This window comes from Bordetella sp. BOR01 (assembly GCF_019218885.1).
In the GTDB taxonomy this organism is placed as follows: Bacteria; Pseudomonadota; Gammaproteobacteria; order Burkholderiales; family Burkholderiaceae_B; genus Bordetella_A.
The window spans coordinates 570267-589099 of sequence record NZ_JAHUWT010000002.1 but is presented as its reverse complement, the minus strand read 5'-3'; the positions used below and the strand labels follow the sequence as shown (position 1 = coordinate 589099).

Sequence of the window (18833 nt, the reverse complement as noted above, 5' to 3'; positions counted from 1 at the left end):
TTTTGCCCATGATATCTGAAATTCATTGCCTAGCTGCCGAATTTCGACGTACATTAATGCAAACGTGTGCATTAACTATAACGATACTCGGGAGACTGTCATGAAGCTGATTGCCAAATTGGGTTTAGCACTGATCGCCGTCACGGCGGGGGCCACCTGCGCCACTGCGGCGTCAACTTATCCCGACAGGCCAATCCGCCTGATCGTGCCCTTTTCGGCCGGCGGCACCAGCGACGTACTGGCGCGTGCGGTCGGCCAGAAGCTGGCAGAAGCCGTGGGCCAACCCGTCGTGGTCGAAAACCGGCCCGGCGCCAACGGCAATATCGGCAGCGACGCGGTAGCGAAAGCCGCACCCGACGGCTACACACTGCTATTGGCCGCCGACGGAACCATGGCCATCAATCCCACCCTGTATCCCGACCTGCCCTTCTCGCCAGAGCATGACTTCGCACCGATTACCCGGGTTGCCGTCGTCCCGCTGGTAATCGTTGCCACCCCCTCCTTGAAGGCCAATACCATCCCGGAACTGATTGAGCTGGGCAAGACGCAGGAACTGGACTTTGGCTCGGCGGGCGCGGGCAGCATGGGGCATCTGTCGGGCGAACTGCTGGCGCACAAGACTGGCATGAAGATGATCCACATCCCGTACAAGGGCGGCAGCCAGGCAGTCGGAGACGTAGTGTCCGGCCAGATCCCGCTACTGATCACCGCCATGCCCGTTGTCGATGGCCTGCTGAAGGACGGCAAGCTCAAGGCTATCGCCATGACATCGGCCCAGCGGTTCGCCGGTACACCGGATATTCCCACAGTTCAGGAGGGCGGCGTTGCTGGCTATGACTCCCCCAGCTGGTACGCCATCATGGCGCCGGCCGGCACGCCAGCCCCGATACTCGACAAGCTTCAGACAGATCTGGGCAGAATCCTGGGCGAGCCCGCCATGAAGGCGCGCTTGCAAGATCTGGGTGCCATCGCGGTATCGGACAAAAGAGAAGATTTCGCCAAACACCTGAGTACGGACATAGCCCGCTGGGCCGAGACCATCAAGGCAACCAACATCACGATCCAGTAGCCGCGTCAGCCAGGAGCAGCCAGTCATGCGTATCACCCGGGTGCGAGAACTTTCCGTCCTGCTGGAAGGGAACATCGCGAATTCACTGGTCAACTTCTCGGAACACACCATCTCGCTGGTGGCGGTCGCCACCGATGCCATGCGCAACGGCAAACCGGTAGTCGGCTACGCCTTCGATTCGATTGGCCGTTATGCCCAGCCGGGTTTATTGCGAGAGCGGTTCATTCCCCGGCTGCTTGCCGCCAAACCCGCGGACTTGCTGGATGAAGGCGGTACGCGCTTCGACCCCGCCCGGATATCGAAACTTCTGATGCGCAATGAGAAGCCGGGCGGACACGGCGATCGCGCCGCGGCCGTTGGCGCTCTGGAGCTGGCCTTCTGGGACTTGAACGCCAAGCTGGCCGACGAGCCCGCCTGCCGGACACTGGCGCACGCGATCGGCCGGGAACTTCCGCCGACGCCAGCCGATATCCGCGTACCGGTGTACGCCGCGGGCGGCTATTACTATGGCGATGACGGCATCGACCGGCTTCAGGCAGAGTTCCGAGGCTACCAGGACGCCGGGTTCACCAAGTTCAAAATGAAGATTGGCGGCACGTCCTTGCCAGACGATCTCAAGCGCATCGAAGCCGCGATCGCCGTGGTGGGATCGGGGACTGCGCTGGCCGTGGATGCTAACGGCCGCTTCGACCTGCAAACCGCGCTGGACTATGCCAAGGCCATCGAGGCCTACGACCTGCGATGGTACGAGGAAATCGGCGACCCGCTGGACTATGACTTGAACCGGCGCGTCGCCGAAGCCTATACCGGCCGGATCGCCACCGGCGAGAATCTGTTTTCGGCACAAGATGTGAAGAACCTGGCGCTGTTCGCCGGCATGCGGCCATCCCTGGACATATTCCAGATGGATCCGGGCCTGGCTTACGGTGTCACCGAATTCCTGGGTATGATCGGCACCCTGGAATCGCACGGGTTCGGTCGCAGCCACATGCATCCCCACGGCGGCCACTTGATCAACCTGCATATCGCCGCGGGACTTGGGCTGGGGGGATGCGAAGCGTATCCGGGGGTGTTCCAGCCATTCGGTGGCTACCCTGATACTTGCCGCCTGGGCGAGGGCTATGTCAGCCCCACCGATGCCCCGGGCTTTGGGCTGGAGCAGAAAGTCGAATTGGCCCCATACCTCAAGCAGCTCGATACAAACAATTAGCCGAGGCACACAATGAAAATCGCAATCATCGGTTGTGGCGCCATGGGATCCGTCTACGCAGGCTTGCTGGGTAGCCGCGGCAATGACGTTCTAGTCGTCGACCACTGGGCGGAACATATCCAGGCCATGGCGGACAAAGGTTTGCACCTCACTGGAGCCAGCGGCGACCGGCAGGTAACGTTGCGTGCCTATTCCGACGTTCCGCAAGAAACCGTGGACTTGGTCATCATCGCCTCGAAAGCGGCTCAGGCCGGCGCGGCCGCGCGCCAGGCCCGTCCGCTACTGGGTCCATCGACCGTCGTCCTGACGATCCAGAACGGGCTCGGAAGTGCCGATGACGTGGCCCAGGCCGTGGGCGCGGAACGCCTGGCCATAGGCATCGCCGCCGCATTCGGCGCCTCGCTGCCCCAGGCGGGCCACGCGCACCACAATGGCATGGCGGCGGTACGCATGGGTGCATACGCTACGCTCGGCACCGCCTCGCTGGAACGCGTGGCCGCGGTATGGCAAGACGCGGGTTTCAATGCGGAGCCCGTTCAAGACGTAGCCGCGATGCAATGGGAAAAGCTGATATGCAATGTCGCCTATAGCGCCCCCTGCACACTAAGCGGCTTGACCGTCGGCCAGGTGATGGCGGATACGCATATCTCGGGCGTAAGCCAGGCTGCCGCGACAGAGGCCTGGCAAATCGCCAGGGCGCGCGGCATCGCGTTATCGGTCACCGATCCCATCGCCCATGTCCAGGCATTCGGTGCCCGCATTCCGGATGCCAAACCCTCGGTGATGCTCGATCACGAGCGTGGCCGTATCAGCGAAATCGACTATATCAATGGCGCCATCGCCAAAGAAGCCGGGAAATGCAGCAAGGCCGCGCCGGTCAATGCAACGCTAACCGCCCTGGTGAAGCAGCGCGAGTCCTCGTTCACGACGGCCCGTACGCGTTGACGCGCATAGCCCGACCACCGAAATCAGGCTGACCGAATGCCCTGCGCCTCGCCCAGGTCGCACAAATAGCTCATCACCATGTCCGGGATATGCTTCATCCGGCGTATCTGCCGCTCGGACGACCCCAGGTCCACGTCCAGTACGTACGACAAGGTGTAGCGGTTCGAGATAGCGTACGAACCCAGGCCCGAGATCGACACGTACAGGTCGATCCAGTCCGCATCCTGGCGGAACACGCCCTTGGTTTTCCCTTGTTCCAGGATGTTGTCCAGCGCAGTGCGCAGCGGGTTGAAAATTACCGGAATCACGCTCGACTTCTTGATGTGCGCGGCCTTGTACAGGTTCTCGGTGGCCAGCAACTGGATGAACTCGGGCTGCTCGATAAAGTGCTGGATGGTCTTTTCCACCAGCACACGCATATCCGCCACGGGGTCGTCGCCGGTCAGCGCCAGTTCGTTCTGGCGCTTGCGCATGGCGCCGTAGGCGCGCTCCATGACCTGCAGGAACAGGTCTTCCTTGCTTGAGAAATAGTGATAGATCAGGTTCTTGCTGATCTTGCAGCGGGCCACGATGGCATCGACGCGCGCACCGTCGTATCCGCGCGCCGCGAACTCTTTGAAAGCCACGTTCAGGATACGTTCTTTGGTCAGCTGCGCATTGCGCGACGTGGGCTTGCCGGCATCAGGCGATTTCTTGGCGGGCATGGCGGAATCTACAAGTATTGGGGGTGGATCTCAATAAGGATTCTAGCTTCCCAGGCATTTGCAAGGTACTGGGATATTAAGGGAAAACCTCTAGAAAATCCGTATTGACAGCATTTACCATGCTTTCTACCATGCCTTTAATTGTGCTAACCAGTTAGTTAGTTAATGCAAGAAGGCAGGCTACGGGAGCGCCCCGGCGCGCGTGGCGGCGCCAACCATCCGGCGCATCGACTCCCGGCTTCGGAGAAACAATGGATACGGTTCTGGCATCAAACCCCGGCGTGCGCGTCGGATGCGACATCGGCGGTACCTTCACCGACATCGTCCTGGCCACGCCCGACGGGCGGATATTCGTCAACAAGACCTCGACCACGCCGGACAACCTGGGCCAGGCCATCGTCCAGGGCCTGGAAGCGCTGATCGAACAAGCCGGGGTGCAACCGGGCGACATTACCGAGATCGTGCACGGCACGACCACGGCGTCCAATACGATCCTGCAGAAGGTCGGCGCGAAAACCGGTGTGCTGGCCACCGAAGGGTTCCGCGACGTGCTGGAAATCGGCCGGATCCGCACCCCCACCATGTTCGACCTGGCCTGGCGCAAACCCGACCCCTTGGTGCCGCGCCGCTACCGGCGCGGCATCCACGAACGTATCGATGCGCGCGGCGAGATCGTCACGGCACTGGATGAACAGGAAATCCGCACGGTGGTCGCCGAACTGGCGGCCGAAGGCGTGGAATCCATCGCCATCTGTTTCTTGAACAGCTATATCAACCCCGACCACGAAATCGCCGCCAAACGGCTGATCGAGGCCGAGTTCCCCCAACTGCTGGTCAGTGCCTCGTGCGACGTGCTGCCCGAGATCAAGGAATATGAACGGACCAGCACCACGGTCGTGAACGCGTACATCCTGCCGGCCATGCGCACGTACCTGGCCCGCCTGAGAACCGACCTGGCGGCCATGGGAGTCAAGGCGTCGCTGCAGGTCATGGCATCCAACGGCGGCATGATGGGCGTGGCGTCCGCGTCAGAGAAACCCGTGTTTGCCGTGGCCTCGGGCCCGGCCGGCGGGGTGGCCGGCGCCGCACTGATCGGCGCGCTGGGCAACGAGCATGAACTCATCGTATTCGACATGGGTGGCACCACGGCCAAGGCGTCCATCGTGACCGACGGCACACCCTCGCTGACCACCGAATACGAATTCCGCGACGGCATCAGCGCGCCCAGCCGCTTCGTCAAGGGCGGGGGCTATGTGCTGAAGGTTCCCGCCATCGACATTGCCGAAGTGGGCGCCGGCGGCGGCTCTATCGCCAGCATCGATTCGGGCGGCCTGCTGTGTGTCGGCCCGGAGTCGGCCGGTGCCTACCCCGGCCCCGCATGCTATGGCAATGGCAACGACCGGCCCACCGTCACCGACGCCAACATGGTGCTGGGCTACCTGAACCCCCGCGCCCTGGCTGGCGGCAGCCTGAAGGTGCAGCCGCGGCTGTCCAAGGCGGCGGTGCTGAAGCACGTGGGCCAACCGCTGGGCCTGGATGCGATTCGCGCCGCCCATGGCATGCGCCGCGTCGCCAACGTCAACATGGCGCGCGCGATCCGGGCGGTCACGATAGAACGCGGCCGCGACCCCCGCGACATGACCATGATCGCCTTCGGCGGCGGCGGCCCGCTGCATGCCGTCGAGGTGGCGCGGCTGCTGGGCGTGCGGCGCGTCATCGCCCCCATCATGGCCGGCGTGTTCTGCTCGGCCGGCATGCTGTCGGCCGACGCCGAGCACAATTTCGTCAAAGCCATTCTGCGGCCCCTGGAACAGTGCGATGGCGCGGTGCAGGCCGCTGTCGAGAAGCTGCGGGCCCAGGGCCTGGAGGTATTGCAGTCCGAAGGCTACCCGGCACACAGCGTGGACATCACCGCCATGGCCGACCTGCGCTACCTGGGCCAGAGTTCGGAACTGACTGTGCCCGTTACCGGTGCTTTCGGCCAGGCCGGCACCCTGGAAGCGCTGGGCCGCGACTTCAATGCGCTTTACGAGCGCACATTCGGCTATAGCAGCGACGAAACCCTGGAACTGGTCAACGTGCGCGTGTTTGCATACGGACGCAGCGACCAGCGCCTGAACTTCCGCACCAGCGGCGTGGATACCAGCGCATTGCGGGGCGAGACCGGCGAACGCCTGGTCAGCTTCGATCCCGAAGGCGAACCTTGCCTGACCAGGCTGCTGCCGCGCTCGGCCATGACCAGCCAAGCCGTCGATGGCCCGCTGATCATCGAATCGTACGACACGACCATTGTGGTCCCGCCCGACGCGCGCGCATGGGCGGACCCCACCGGCAACATCGTCATCGAACTTCTTCCGGAGACCGCATGAACACCATCGCCCTGGCCAACGAGCCGGCCAGCACCATCGATCCGGTCACCTTCGCCGTGGTGAAGAACGCCATGGACGCCATCGTCGACGAAGTCGCCTACACTGTGCTGCGCACGGCGCGATCCGAGATCGTCAAGGACGTGATGGACTATTCGGCGGCCATCTGCGACCGGCACGGCCGCATGGTGGCGCAGGCCAAGACCATCGCGCTGCACCTGGGCGCCATTCCCGAAGCCATGGAAGCGGTGCGGCAACGCTACGGCGCCACCCTGAAGCCGGGCGATGCGGTCATCCTGAACGACCCCTATGAAGGGGGCATGCACCTGCCCGACATTTTCATGTTCGTGCCCTTCTTCTATAAAGATGAGATCGAGGGCTATTGCGTGGTGATCTGCCACCACACGGACGTGGGCGGCCGCGTGCCCGGTTCCAATGCCAGCGATTCCACCGAGATCTACCAGGAAGGCATCCGCATCCCGGTCGTGAAACTATACGAAGAAGGCCGTGTCAACGATACAGTGGAGCGTATCGTGGCGCGCAACGTGCGCGTGCCCGATCGCGTGCTGGGCGACCTGCGCGCCCAGTATGCCGCCGCCAAGGTAGGCGTGCGTGAACTGACGTCGCTGTTCGACCGCTACGGCCGCGAACCCACCCGCGCCTACTTCGCCGAGTTGCTGGACTACGCCGAGCGCCTGACCCGTGAAGAGATCCGCCGCTGGCCCAAGGGTACCTTCAAGTTCATCGACTATATCGACGACGACGGTCTCTCGCCCGACCCCATTCCGATCAACGTGGCGCTGACCGTGCACGACGATCACGTCAGCGTCGACTACAGCGGCTCGTCACCGCAGGTGCGCGCCGCCATCAACTCGACGCTGTCCTACACCAAGTCGTGCACTTACTTGAGCGTACGCTGCGCCTTGAACGGCGATGTGCCCAACAATGCGGGCGTGTTCCGCTGCGTGGATATCCACGTGCCGCCCGGCACCGTCCTGAATCCGCTGGAACCGGCGGCCGTCGCCGCGCGCGCGCTGACCGGCTACCGCGTCTTCGACGCCATGCTGGGCGCCTTGGCGCAAGTCGTACCGGCCCGCATCCCGGCGGCCGGCGAAGGCGGCAACACTGTGGTCTGCCTGTCCGGCAAGGATGTCCAGCACAAGCCCTACATCATCGTCGACATGATCTGCGGCGCCTGGGGCGCCCGCCCCGATGCCGACGGCATCGAAGCCATCACCAATGCCTCTCAGAACCTGTCCAACACCCCGGTCGAAGTCCTGGAAGCCCAGCATCCCGTGCGCGTCGAAGCCTACGAGCTGGAACCCGACTCGTGCGGCGCAGGCCGTTATCGCGGCGGGCTGGGCATACGACGCAGCTACCGGGTACTTGCCGACGACGTGCTCATGCAACTACGGGCTGACCGCATGAAATTCCAGCCCTACGGCCTGGCCGGCGGCGGCCCGGCCAAGGCGGCGGCCAATATCCTGAGCACCGACGGACAACCCGACCGGCAGCTACCGAGCAAAGTCAACATGACCATTGCGCGCGGCGATACCGTCACGCACGTCCAGCCCGGCGGCGGCGGCTTTGGCGATCCGATGCAACGGGATCCGGCCGCGATCGAGCGCGACGTCTGGAACCACAAACTCACGCCCGCCTATGTGCGGCAGCACTACCGCGTGGTGGTGGATCCCGCCTCTGGCCGGGTGGATGCCGCTGCCACTGCGGCGCTGCGCGCCGACGCCGCCTAAACTAGCCCGCACCGCACGGGTGCTCACCCATCCGCGCGGTTTCTCATCAAGGCAGGTTGATTCTGAAGGGGAAAAAGATGATCAAGCAGCTGTCACCCGCCCGCAAATGGCCCGCATTGCTGGCCGCCGCGGCACTATCGATATACGCCTGGGCCGCGCCGACCGCCGCGGCTGAAGACTTGAAAGTGCGCATGGATTTCTCGCCCTGGGGCCTGCACGCCGCCATGCATCTGGCCACGCAAAAAGGCTGGTTCGAAGAGGCGGGCCTGAACGTCGAAGTACAGGACGGCACCGGCTCTATCAACACCCTGCAGCTGATCGGAGCCGGCCGCGTGGACGTGGGACAGGTATCGGTGGGCACCATGGCCGTCGCCATGGAAAGCGGCCTGGACTTGATCTCGATTGCCGGCTTCGCGCGCACCGGCGACCTGGCTGTCATGACCGACGCCAGCCAGAACGTGAAAACGCGCCAGGACCTGCGCGGCAAGAAAATCGTCTGTTTCACCACCAGCCCCTGGGCGCCGTTCATCGACCCCTTCCTGAAAGCCAACAACCTGAGCCGGGGCGACGTAAACATGGTCATGGTCTCGCCCAGCGCCATGATCTCCACCTACGCGTCGGGCAATAGCGACGCGTTCATGTCGCAGGCTCCCTTCGGCATGCCCATGGTCGGCAAGGCTCGCCCCGCCACCGCCCTGCTGCTGGCCGATAGCGGCATCAGCTTCCCCAGCTACGGCCTGGTGGCCACCCCCGACACGCTGAAGCAGAAAGGCGACGCCCTGCGCAAGTTCGTGCAAGTGCAGGTCAAGGCCTGGCAATATATCTACGACGGCCACATCGAGGAAGCCGTCAAGGCCGTCCTGGCGCAGCGCCCCAACGCGAACCTGAACGCCGATGTGCTGCGCGGCCAACTGGAAGCCTACCGCCCGTTCTTCGACAGCCCCACCGTCAAGAACGCCCCGTTCGGCCAGCAGTACGACAGTGACTGGGCTGCGGCGATTCATTCCATGGAAAGTGCCGGCATGATCAAATCCGGCCGCAAGCCTTCGGACTTTTACACCAATGCGCTACTGTCCAACGACTGATACGCCACCCCCGATGACGAGCACGCCGCAGCCCGGCTTCCTGGAAATCGCGCAGGTCAACAAGATCTACGAGACCGAACGCGGCCGTCTGCAAGCCCTGAAAGACATCAGCCTGTCGATCGGACAGGGTGAGTTCATCAGCATCGTCGGCCCCAGCGGCTGTGGCAAAAGCACCTTGCTGAAATGCATCGCGGGCCTGGAATCGATATCCAGCGGGCAACTGGCCCTGCAGGGCCAGCAGATCATCGCCCCGCCCCAGAACATGGGTGTGGTGTTCCAGCGCGACCTGCTGCTGGAATGGCGCAACATCCTGGACAACGTACTGGTGGCCGCGGAATTCCATGGCCTGAAGCGGCGCGACCACGAGCCGCGGGCGCGAGAACTGCTGTCGCTTTTCGGCCTGGACGGCTTCATCGAGTGCTTCCCGCGCGAATTATCCGGCGGCATGCGGCAGCGCGTATCCATTTGCCGTGCCCTGCTGCTGGACCCGCAGCTGCTGCTGATGGACGAACCCTTCGGCGCGCTGGACCCTTTCACGCGCGACGAACTGAACGCCGAGCTGCAGCGCACCTGGCTGGCCACCAAGAAGACAGTGGTCTTCATTACCCACTCGATTCCCGAAGCCGTGTACCTGGGCGGCCGGGTCGTCATCATGGCGCGCGCCCCGGGCCGCATCGAAGAGGTCGTTCCCATCGACATTGCCCGGCCGCGCGGACTCGACGTGCGAGAAACGCCGCAGTTCGTGGCATACGTCAAGCGCATCCGCGACAAGTTCCGCGACCTGGGCATCTACAAGGGGTAGCCACATGAAGTACGTCTGGAACACCGTGACGCGCCGCTGGGAGGTCCTGGCCACGACCGTGGTCTTGCTGCTGCTGTGGGAACTGTGTGTGCGCGCCTTCGCCGTCCGCAGTTTTCTGCTGCCGGCGCCCAGCCTGGTCATTACCCAATTCTTCGCGGCGCCGGCCTACCTGCTGAAGGAAAGCCTGGACACGATGATCACCACCTTGCTGGGCTTCGGCCTGGCCGTGGTGCTGGGGGTGGGCGCGGCCATTGGCATCGTGTATTCCCGCTTCCTGGACCGTACCCTGTACGCCCTGCTGGTTGCGCTGAACGCCGTGCCGAAGGTTGCGCTTGCCCCCCTGTTCGTGATCTGGCTGGGCACGGAAGAGGCGCCCAAGGTGGCAATCGCGATGCTGATCGCGATTTTTCCCATTCTGATCGATACCGTGCTGGGGCTGAAATCCACCGACCCCGACATGCTGGCCATGGCGCGGGTGAATCAAGCTTCGCGCGCCAAAGTGCTGTGCAAACTGCGTTTCCCCAACGCCCTGCCCAGCATTTTTGCCGGCATGAAGGTAGGGATCTCGTTCGCGCTGGTGGGAACCATCGTGGGCGAGTTCGTCGCCGGTGGGTCGGGGCTGGGCCACGTCATCCTGGTGGCACAGGGCAGCTTCGACACTCCCACGGTATTCGTGGCATTGGGCTTGCTATGCGTGCTGGGCGTGCTGTCGTTCAAGGCGATCGAAATGGCCGAGGCACGGCTGCTGAAGTGGCATGCGTCGCAGTTGATCGCACATTAGGCCAATGAAGCTGCGGGATCGACCTTGCCTAGTCGTTCCCGCAAGCGCGCACCCCTAGCTCCAGCCCGTCCTGGCTGGGCATGGCGGCCCAGGCCTGGAACTGCGGCGAGGCATTGACGCGGCCCGACCGCACCAGTTCCAGCCAGACGCCCGCCGCGTCATGAAACGCATTGGCCCCGCAGGGCCATAGCGCCACGCTCATGGCCTCGGCCATGCTGGCTTCGGGAATACCCAAGCCATAGCAAGCCTGCAGCTCGGCCGCGACGCCCCATTTCGACTTTGCCCCGCTGTGCGCCGACAGCAGCGCCAGGTGCGCCCATTGCGGCGTGACACCCTCAAGGCCTGCGATCAGCGCGTCCACGCCGTCCAGATAAGCTTGCTGCGCCGGCACCCGGGGAAAGAACGGCTGCCAGTTCTGCTCGACGAAAGTGAAAGCGCCGGCGCCGTTCACCCAGGCGGCCAGCCGAAAGGCCGCGCGCGCCTGCGCATCGGTGCCGCCATGCTCGAAGAACAGCTTCAGGTGGTGCGAGCCCATTTCACTCGCCACGCACAGCAGCACCAGCCAGACGAATTCCTTTTCCAGCGGCGCCAGGTGCTTCTCGTCCAGCACCAACGCCTTGTAGAACACGCGGTAACCGTCGAACACAGCCGGCAGGGCTGCCGCCATCGGCCCCTGCTGCGGATTGACGTAGCCGCGGCGCGCGCGGAACTCGTCCAGGCGAGCCGTCAGCTCGGCGGGCGTGGCCAACTGGCCACCGGTCAGCGGCCGGGACAAGGGTTGATCGGTGGACGATGCCATGCGCGTATCTCCGTGATGAATGTCGTGGCGATGCCTTAGCCAGCCCGGCTGGCCGAGCGCACCCGTATGTGCTGCCAGGCCCGCGGACGCGGCCGGGCCTGAAGCGTGTCGAGCAGGAAATCGATGAAGGCGCGCACCTTGCCCGGCATGGCGCGCGTGCGTGGCGTGACCACGTAGAACGACTGCAATCCCGCGCTCCAGTCGGGGCAATATGGCACCAGGTCGCCCGCCAGCATATGTGTGGTCGCGAACAGGTCCGCCACCCGCACCAGCCCCGTGCCCGACAGCGCCGCGCCGATCAGCGCCTCGCTGCTGTTGAAATGCAAGGGCCCCTGCGGCCGCACATCGACCCGCGCGGTGCCGCGCTGCAATTCCCACGGCACGGGCGTGCGCTGGCCTTCGCGCAGCAGGCCCAGGCACACCTGGGGATCGAGCTTGGCAGGATGCTTCGGCAGGCTGTCGACCAAGGCCGGCGTACCGCACAGGACGAAGCGCGCCTGGCAAAGCGGCCGGGCGACCAGGTCGATCTCGCTGATCTCGTCCATGCGTATGGCCGCGTCGATGCCGCACTGGATCACATTGCGTGGCTGGTTGGTCAGCGTTACCGCCACCGACAGCCTGGGATTGCGCGCGGCAAAATCGCTGAGCGCGGGACAGATCAGCGCCTGCCCAATGGCAATGGGCATCTCTACCGTCAGCGTGCCGCGCAGCTCTTTCAGGCGGGTCTCGACATCGGCCTCGGCCAGGTCCACGGCCTCGAGGATATCCTTGCAGTGCTGCAGAAAGCGCTTGCCCGGATCGGTCAGCGAGATAAAGCGCGTATTGCGATTGATCAGCGTGACACCCAGATGCTTTTCCAGCTTGCGCACACAGGCCGTGACGGTAGGGTTGGCCAGGTCAAGCGAAGCGGCTGCACGAGCGAATCCACCCGATTCGGCCACGCGCACGAACACCTGCATGGCCCAGAGACGGTTCAGCTTCGCATTGTTCTTCTCGCCGAAAGTCGTCATATTCGCCTTTAGCCCAGCACGCGCGTCCTTGGCCACGGTCTCAGTCCGTAGCCAGGCCTGCCGCCTTGACGGTTTTATCGATCAGGGGCTGGCTGCTCTCGAGCATAGACCGAAACGCCGCTGAACGGCTGCCTATTGCCTGGGTACCCAGCTCTTGCAGCGCCTTCAGGATATCCGGGTCGCGCGCCGCCGCCACCGCCGCAAGCTCCAGGCGTTCCATCACGGCTGGCGGCGTGCCGGCTGGCGCGAACAACCCCGTCCAGGACGTGGACCGGTACCCCGGCACGCCGGCCTGTTCCATGGTGGGCAGGTCAGGCAAAAAGGGCGAACGCTGGTCGGCACCGACAGCCAGCGCACGCACCTGTCCCGCCTTGATCAGCTCGAGCACCGCCGGCATATTCTCGATTTCCAACTGCAAGACGCCGGCACGTAGATCCGTGATCGCCTGCGAGGTGCCGCGATAAGGCACGTGCGTCATCTTGACATCGGCCAGGAACTCGAACATCTCGGCGCTAAGGTGAGAGATCGAGCCAATACCGGCGCTGCCGTAGTTGATGCTGCCCGGCTTGGCGCGAGCCGCCTCGATCAGCTCGGGCACCGATTTCCAGGGAGTCTGGCCATTGACCACCAGCACCATGGGGCTGTCCGAGAACTGCGAGATGGGAGTGAAATCTTTGTACGGGTCGTATTGCACCGGCTTTATTGCCGGGTTGATCTGGACCGTGCCGGGGGTGCCGAACATCAGGGTATAGCCATCGGCAGCGGCTCGGGCAACCTGTTGGGCACCGATGATGCCGCCGGCCCCGGCGATGTTGTCGACGACGACAGGCTGGCCCAGGGTCTGGGAGATGGACTTGGCAAACAGGCGCGCCAGGATGTCGGTGCCGCCACCGGCGGAAAATGGAACAACCAGGTGAATGGGGTGGGTGGGGAACTGCAGTGGGCTATCGGCTGCCTGCGTCGGTGTGGCCAGGCATAGGCTGGCGGCAGCGGCCAGCATGGTGGCCAGCAAGGCGCGGCGGCGGCTGGCCGGGGGGCGGGGGCACATGGCTTGTCTCCGTTTTCTGTCATCGACGGATAGTCTGGCAAGCGCGCCGTGCCAACCGTCGCAAGATGCACGAGGCGCTCAAGAGTGATAGCGTGCGCCTTGAGAACGGTATTGACGATAGGGTGCGGGCGAACAGGCTATTCAATTTATGTGAATAACACTGCCCTGCCCGCCATCAGTCCAGCCTGGCGCCCGACGCCTTGACCAACTCTTTGTACATTGTCAGCTGCCGCTCGATCTGCGCGCCGAATTCGGCGGGCGAGTCGCCGACCGGCATCATGCCCAGCGCCACAAACCGTTCGCGCACGTCCGGCTCTTGCACAATGCGCACTACTTCGCGATGCAGTTTTTCTACCACCGCATCCGGCGTCTTGGCAGGTGCCAACAGGCCGATCCAGGTGCTGATATCGAAGTCCTTGAAACCTGCCTGCTGCATGGTCGGAACATCGGGCAGGCCCGCCCAGCCCACATCGGTGGTCATGGCCAGGGCGCGCATCCGGCCTTCCTGCACATACTGGATCACCGACGGCAGCGTCGCGAAGCTGAGGGCAACGCGTCCGGCCAGCAGGTCGGTAGTAACGGCGCCGCCTCCCTTGTATGGCACATGCACCATGTCTAGATTGGTGGCCAGCTTGAACATCTCGCCGGCCAGATGCGTGCCGGTGCCCACGCCAGCCGAAGCATAAGACAAATGATTGGCCTTGGCGTAAGCCACCAGTTCGGCCACGGTCTCGACAGGCATCGAAGTGGGTACTACCAGCACGTTGGGTAGCAGGGCCGGGTGCGAGATTGGCCGGAAGTCATTCACGGCGTCGTACGAGATTTTCGTATACAGGCTGGGGTTGATCACGAACGCGCTGCTGGTCAGCAAAAGCGTGTAGCCGTCGGGTTCGGCGCGCGCCACGGCTTCCGCTCCAATGTTCCCGCCCGCGCCAGGGCGATTCTCTACCACCACCGACTGGCCTAGCGATGCGGTAAGTTTCTGGGCCAGGATGCGGCCGACCATATCGGCGCCGCCACCCGCAGAAAACGGCACTATCAACGTCAGCGGGCGCGCAGGATAGTCCTGCGCATAGGCCGTCGAACTGATCGCCAGGAAAAAAGCAGCGAACATGCGAAGAATAGGCATTTGTCCCTCTTAGATTGTTGGAATGATGGGCGCCCGGGTGTGCCAATCGGTTGCGCGTTGGTACGCGTCTGCCACCCGCAGCAGCAGGCCTTCGGAAAACGGACGGCCCACCAGCTGGAAGGCGATGGGCAGCGCTTGCGGCGTGAAACCCGCTGGCACCGAAAGCGCCGGCATGCCCAGGGTGCTGAATGGCCGCGTGCAGCGCGCAGTGCGTGCCAGCAGCGGGAACACCTCAGATGACGCCACCGGCGATACTTCTTCGAGCGTGGGCGCAGCCATGCTGATCACCGGAACGTGCAGCACATCGGCACATGCGAATACCGCGGTAGCGAACTCCCGGGCCAGGCGGGCCCGTGCCGACAACGCCCCCAGGTAGTCCACCGCCGGCACATAAGCCCCGGACTGCATGCGAGTCTTCAGCACCAGCGGATACTCATCGCCGGCACGCTGCACCAGGTCGGCATGAATGGCAGCCGCCTCGACCTGGCTGATCAAGTTGCCCAGCTGGTACAAGCGGGCCGGGTCCGGAACCGACACCTCCACCACGCGCGCACCCAGTCCGGCAAGCACGCCCAGGCTGCGCTCCAGGCCTTGCCGCACCTCGGGCGTAGTTTCGTCATAGAAATAATTGACCGGCACCGCGATGCGCAGGCCTTCAATACTGCCGGTCAGCTGCTCTTCGTAGTCGGGAACGGGCAGCGAACTGGCGGTCGCGTCCTGAGGATCTGCCCCGGCTATGACACCCAGCAGCCGCGCGCAGTCGCGGGCCGTGCGGGCCAGCGGGCCGACGGTGTCCATGCTCCAGGTGCGCGGCAAGATGCCATAGCGGCTGACACGGCCGTAAGTGGGACGCAGGCCCACGACGCCATTCAGGGCGGCCGGCATGCGGATCGACCCTCCGGTATCGGACCCCAGCGAACCGTAGCAGGCGCGCAGCGCCACAGCCACCGCCGAGCCGCTGGAAGACCCTCCGCTGATCCGGGTGCGATCCCAGGCATTGCGGCAGTCGCCATAAGACGCGTTCTGCCCGATCGGGTTGGCAGCGAATTCGGCCATGTGCAGCGCACCCAGCCAGATCGCGCCGGCATCCTGCAAGCGCTGCGCCACCGTTGCCGTAATAGTGGGGCGATAGTCGGCCAGCAGCTTGCTACCCCCCGTGGTGATGCGTCCCGCACGGTAGAACATGTCCTTGTGCGCCAGCGGCACGCCGTGCAATGCGCCCGGCGCCTTGCCACAGGCGACGGCCCGGTCGGCCACCCGGGCATCTTCCAGTGCCTGCTGCTCGTCGATGGCAATAAAGCAGTTCACCTGCGGTTGTACGGCGCGCGCACGCGCAAGCGCCAGGCGGGTCAAAGCTTCCGACGAGACCTCGCCGACCCGGATGCGCCTGGCTGCCTCGCACAAATCAATGTCCAGCAGTGCCGGCATATCACGCATTGCCAGCCTCGTCCGGTCCGGCCAAGCCGTGCAGCGTCGCCGAAAAACGGCTGGGCTCGTCGTCGAAGGCGTTGTCCAGCGCCGCGCGCCGCGCAGCCTGCACGATGGTGCGTACTTCGCCCACCAAGTCGGCCATGCGTTGCGGATCTACCTGGCTGGCTTGCGGCCACACGGCCGCAAGCAGGTCATCGAGATCGGGAACACTGTCTGTCATGCGTCACCTCGGGCATTGTGCCGGCCCGCTCAGCCGGCCAGGGTATCGGCCAGCGCAGCGACGTCCGGGCTGGCTTCGACGGCCCAGCATTGCTGCAACACTTCTTCGATACGGCCGGCGGGCAGCGACTCGGCGGCCAGGGCGCGAAACTTCGCGGACAGATCGCCTTCCGACATCGGCCGCTGCATGCTGCCCAGCGCATGGGCCACATACGCCTCGCGTTGGCTGCCGTCGCGCAGCGCCACAATGGCGCGCGCCGCATCCGGACGCATGCCTTCCTGCACTTGCACCCGCACCCGGTCGCGCAACGCTGCCACGCGGGTGTCGGCCACGCAGGCTTGCGAGAAATGCGAATGCCGGCTGGCACCGTCGATCAGTGTGGCTGCTGCGCAATGAAAGACGCTGAACTTGGCTTCCAGCCCCGTGGTGGGCGATGGTTTTCCAGTCAACTCGACCACCAGCGGGTGCACATGCAGCACCACCTCGGTGATGGCGTCCGGCGGCACGCCCTGGCCGGCTATCTCGCGGCACGCATCGATCACCGGATGGATGACGAGCCCGCAAGCATAGGGCTTGAAGGTATTGGCCGAGGTCTCCCATGCGGAACCCAAGTCCTGCAGGATGCGCGCCAGCTCGGGCTGGCTGGACATCACGCGGGCCATGCCGCGCGGCGCCTCGAGGGCCTGATCCGAACTGGTGAACCCGGCCTGGGCCATCAGGGCGGCCGATAGACCATTCTGCGCGGCTCGCCCGGCGTGCAGGCTCTTGCACATCGAGCCGAACATCTCGCGCAACCCGGCGGCCTGTGTCGCGGCTATGCCCAACGCCCAGCCCATGCCACGAGTATCCAGCCCCAAGGCCCGGCCAGCTGCGACGGCCGCGCCGCACACCCCAGCCGTGCCTGTCACGTGCCAGCCAGCGTCGTAATGCGCCTTGCCCAGCCCAAGGGCAATGCGGCATTCGGCCTCGATACCCAGCACCGCGGCATCGATGAAGTCTTTGCCGGTAAGCGGCTGATGCTGCGCCAGCGCCAGCAACGCGGCAAGTACTGGCCCGCTGGGGTGCACCAGCGTTTCCAGGTGTGTGTCGTCGAAATCCAGTACATGCGAGCTGACGGCATTGAGAAATGCCGCGTGCAGCACGTCGACTTTGTCCGCATGGCCGATCAGCGTGGCCCGCGGCGGCCCCATGAAAGGCCGCAAGGCATTCCGCGCCGCCAGCACGGTTGGGTCGTACGCGCCGCCCAAGGCGCAGGCTACCCAGTTGACCATGGTGCGCACCGTATGCTGCCGCACATCGGCGGGAATTGCGCTTGAAGGTGTTGCTGCCACGAATTCTGCAAGCTCGCGGGTGATACGCATCCTGGGTTTACTCCGGCTGTACGTTGGCCGCTTTCACGACATCGGCCCATTTGGGGATCTCTTCCTTGATCAGGTCTCCCAGGTGGCTGGCCGGCTGGCCGCCCGCGTCTGCACCCAGCGCCGCCAGCCGTTCCTGCACATCGGGGCTGCGCAGCGCGGCGGCCACGTCGGCATTCACCTTGCCAACTACTGCCGGCGGCGTGCCGGCCGGCGCCACCAGGCCCCACCACTGCAGCACCTCGTAGCCCGGAAACCGCTGGGCCAGCGCAGGTACGTCGGGCAGCGCGGCAAAGGGCTCCAGTGAGGTCACCGCCAGGACCTTCAAGGCACCGCTCTTCAGGTGCGGCATTACCGTCGGCACGGGCGCGAACATCACCTGCACCCGGTTGGCCAGCAGGTCCGTCAAGGCTGGCGCCGTGCCCTTGTACGGAACATGGGTCATCTTTGCGTGCGCCATCTGATTGAATAATTCCCCCGCCAGGTGTGGCGAACTGCCTACGCCGGCCGATGCAAAATTGATGGCCCCCGGCTCTTGCACCTGCTTCACGAAATCGTCCAGCGTTTGGATGGACCCCTGGGCTGGCACCACCAGCGCCAGCGGGCCGGACGCCACCAGCACCACCGGATCGAAATCCTTCACGGCATCGAACGACAGGTTCTTGTACAGCGCGCCGTTGATCGTGTGGCTGGGCGAAGCCATCAGCAGCGTGTACCCGTCGGGCGTGGCGCGGGCCGCGTGCGCGGAACCCACCGAGCCGCCTGCACCTGCGCGGTTTTCCACCACGACAGACTGGCCCCACACAGGGCCCAGCTTCTGGCCCAGCAGTCGGGCCAGGATATCGGCACCGCCGCCCGCCGCGTACGGCACGAGGATGGTCACGCTTTTTTCGGGATAACCCTGAGCCTGCGCGGCGGCTGCCGGAGCCAGGGCGCAGGCGGACAGGAACAGGGCAAGCAGGTGTGCGGTTTTTTTCATATTGAGTCTCCAGCCGGGATAAGCACGTGGCAAGCTTCGCCGCAATCGGCAGCACGGGCAATTTGTTTTCTATGGCCAGACAGTTCACCAACGCTTAAGAAGCCCGCCAGCCGTTGTCCACAGGCGGGCCATGCAAGTAACATGGG

General features: G+C 64.5%; 17 protein-coding genes. 8 read left to right on the top strand and 9 right to left on the bottom strand.

Features of this window, described 5'->3' with window-relative positions:
• Positions 1-100 precede the first annotated feature (100 nt).
• Genes KW845_RS10555 through KW845_RS10545 form a run of 3 tightly spaced genes read left to right on the top strand, consistent with a single transcriptional unit; the run spans position 101 to position 3224 of the window.
• On the top strand, positions 101-1069 hold the full coding sequence (locus KW845_RS10555) for a tripartite tricarboxylate transporter substrate binding protein (protein ID WP_218369179.1): 969 nt from the start codon (positions 101-103) through the stop codon (positions 1067-1069).
• A gap of 25 nt (positions 1070-1094) precedes the next feature.
• Positions 1095-2279, top strand: coding sequence for a mandelate racemase/muconate lactonizing enzyme family protein (locus tag KW845_RS10550; RefSeq protein ID WP_218369178.1), 1185 nt, complete (start codon positions 1095-1097; stop codon positions 2277-2279).
• A 12-nt stretch (positions 2280-2291) separates the two neighbouring features.
• Positions 2292-3224, top strand: coding sequence for a ketopantoate reductase family protein (locus KW845_RS10545; protein WP_218369177.1), 933 nt, complete (start codon positions 2292-2294; stop codon positions 3222-3224).
• A 23-nt stretch (positions 3225-3247) separates the two neighbouring features.
• Here KW845_RS10545 and KW845_RS10540 read toward each other — a convergent pair whose 3' ends face one another.
• Entirely contained in the window at positions 3248-3928 is a 681-nt protein-coding gene (locus tag KW845_RS10540) for a TetR/AcrR family transcriptional regulator (protein WP_218369176.1), read from the bottom strand.
• 251 nt (positions 3929-4179) lie between these two features.
• On the opposite strand from KW845_RS10540, the gene KW845_RS10535 reads away from it, so the two are divergent.
• The 5 genes from KW845_RS10535 to KW845_RS10515 all read left to right on the top strand — a co-directional run bounded on the left by KW845_RS10535 (position 4180) and on the right by KW845_RS10515 (position 10713).
• The gene (locus KW845_RS10535; RefSeq protein WP_255592534.1) at positions 4180-6297 is read left to right on the top strand and encodes a hydantoinase/oxoprolinase family protein; all 2118 of its coding nucleotides are present in this window, start codon (positions 4180-4182) and stop codon (positions 6295-6297) included.
• Positions 6294-8045 carry a hydantoinase B/oxoprolinase family protein gene (locus tag KW845_RS10530; protein ID WP_218369175.1) on the top strand — a complete coding sequence of 584 codons (1752 nt, stop codon included), beginning with the start codon at positions 6294-6296 and terminating at the stop codon, positions 8043-8045. Before KW845_RS10535 ends, KW845_RS10530 begins: the two co-directional genes overlap by 4 nt.
• A 77-nt stretch (positions 8046-8122) precedes the next feature.
• A complete protein-coding gene (locus KW845_RS10525; RefSeq protein ID WP_218369174.1) occupies positions 8123-9130 on the top strand; it encodes an ABC transporter substrate-binding protein in 1008 nt (335 codons plus the stop codon).
• 13 nt (positions 9131-9143) lie between these two features.
• Positions 9144-9932 (top strand): ABC transporter ATP-binding protein, encoded by a 789-nt coding sequence (locus KW845_RS10520; protein WP_218369173.1) that lies wholly within the window; start codon positions 9144-9146, stop codon positions 9930-9932.
• Between the two features lie 4 nt (positions 9933-9936).
• Positions 9937-10713, top strand: coding sequence for an ABC transporter permease (locus tag KW845_RS10515; RefSeq protein WP_255592533.1), 777 nt, complete (start codon positions 9937-9939; stop codon positions 10711-10713).
• Between the two features lie 28 nt (positions 10714-10741).
• Here the strand turns inward: KW845_RS10515 and KW845_RS10510 are convergent, their stop codons facing one another.
• The 8 genes from KW845_RS10510 to KW845_RS10475 all read right to left on the bottom strand — a co-directional run bounded on the left by KW845_RS10510 (position 10742) and on the right by KW845_RS10475 (position 18687).
• Entirely contained in the window at positions 10742-11512 is a 771-nt protein-coding gene (locus KW845_RS10510) for a hypothetical protein (RefSeq protein ID WP_218369172.1), read from the bottom strand.
• 35 nt (positions 11513-11547) lie between these two features.
• The gene (locus tag KW845_RS10505; protein WP_218369171.1) at positions 11548-12522 is read right to left on the bottom strand and encodes a LysR family transcriptional regulator; all 975 of its coding nucleotides are present in this window, start codon (positions 12520-12522) and stop codon (positions 11548-11550) included.
• A gap of 40 nt (positions 12523-12562) precedes the next feature.
• Positions 12563-13570 (bottom strand): tripartite tricarboxylate transporter substrate binding protein, encoded by a 1008-nt coding sequence (locus KW845_RS10500; RefSeq protein WP_218369170.1) that lies wholly within the window; start codon positions 13568-13570, stop codon positions 12563-12565.
• A gap of 175 nt (positions 13571-13745) precedes the next feature.
• Positions 13746-14699, bottom strand: a complete 954-nt coding sequence (locus KW845_RS10495) for a tripartite tricarboxylate transporter substrate binding protein (RefSeq protein ID WP_218369169.1) — start codon at positions 14697-14699, stop codon at positions 13746-13748.
• Between the two features lie 9 nt (positions 14700-14708).
• A complete protein-coding gene (locus KW845_RS10490) occupies positions 14709-16136 on the bottom strand; it encodes an amidase (RefSeq protein WP_218369168.1) in 1428 nt (475 codons plus the stop codon).
• Entirely contained in the window at positions 16129-16350 is a 222-nt protein-coding gene (locus KW845_RS10485; RefSeq protein ID WP_218369167.1) for a hypothetical protein, read from the bottom strand. The genes KW845_RS10490 and KW845_RS10485 overlap by 8 nt, the downstream gene beginning before the upstream one ends.
• A 29-nt stretch (positions 16351-16379) precedes the next feature.
• Positions 16380-17711 (bottom strand): MmgE/PrpD family protein, encoded by a 1332-nt coding sequence (locus KW845_RS10480; RefSeq protein WP_218369166.1) that lies wholly within the window; start codon positions 17709-17711, stop codon positions 16380-16382.
• A 7-nt stretch (positions 17712-17718) separates the two neighbouring features.
• Positions 17719-18687, bottom strand: coding sequence for a tripartite tricarboxylate transporter substrate binding protein (locus KW845_RS10475; RefSeq protein WP_218369165.1), 969 nt, complete (start codon positions 18685-18687; stop codon positions 17719-17721).
• Positions 18688-18833: the final 146 nt, after the last annotated feature.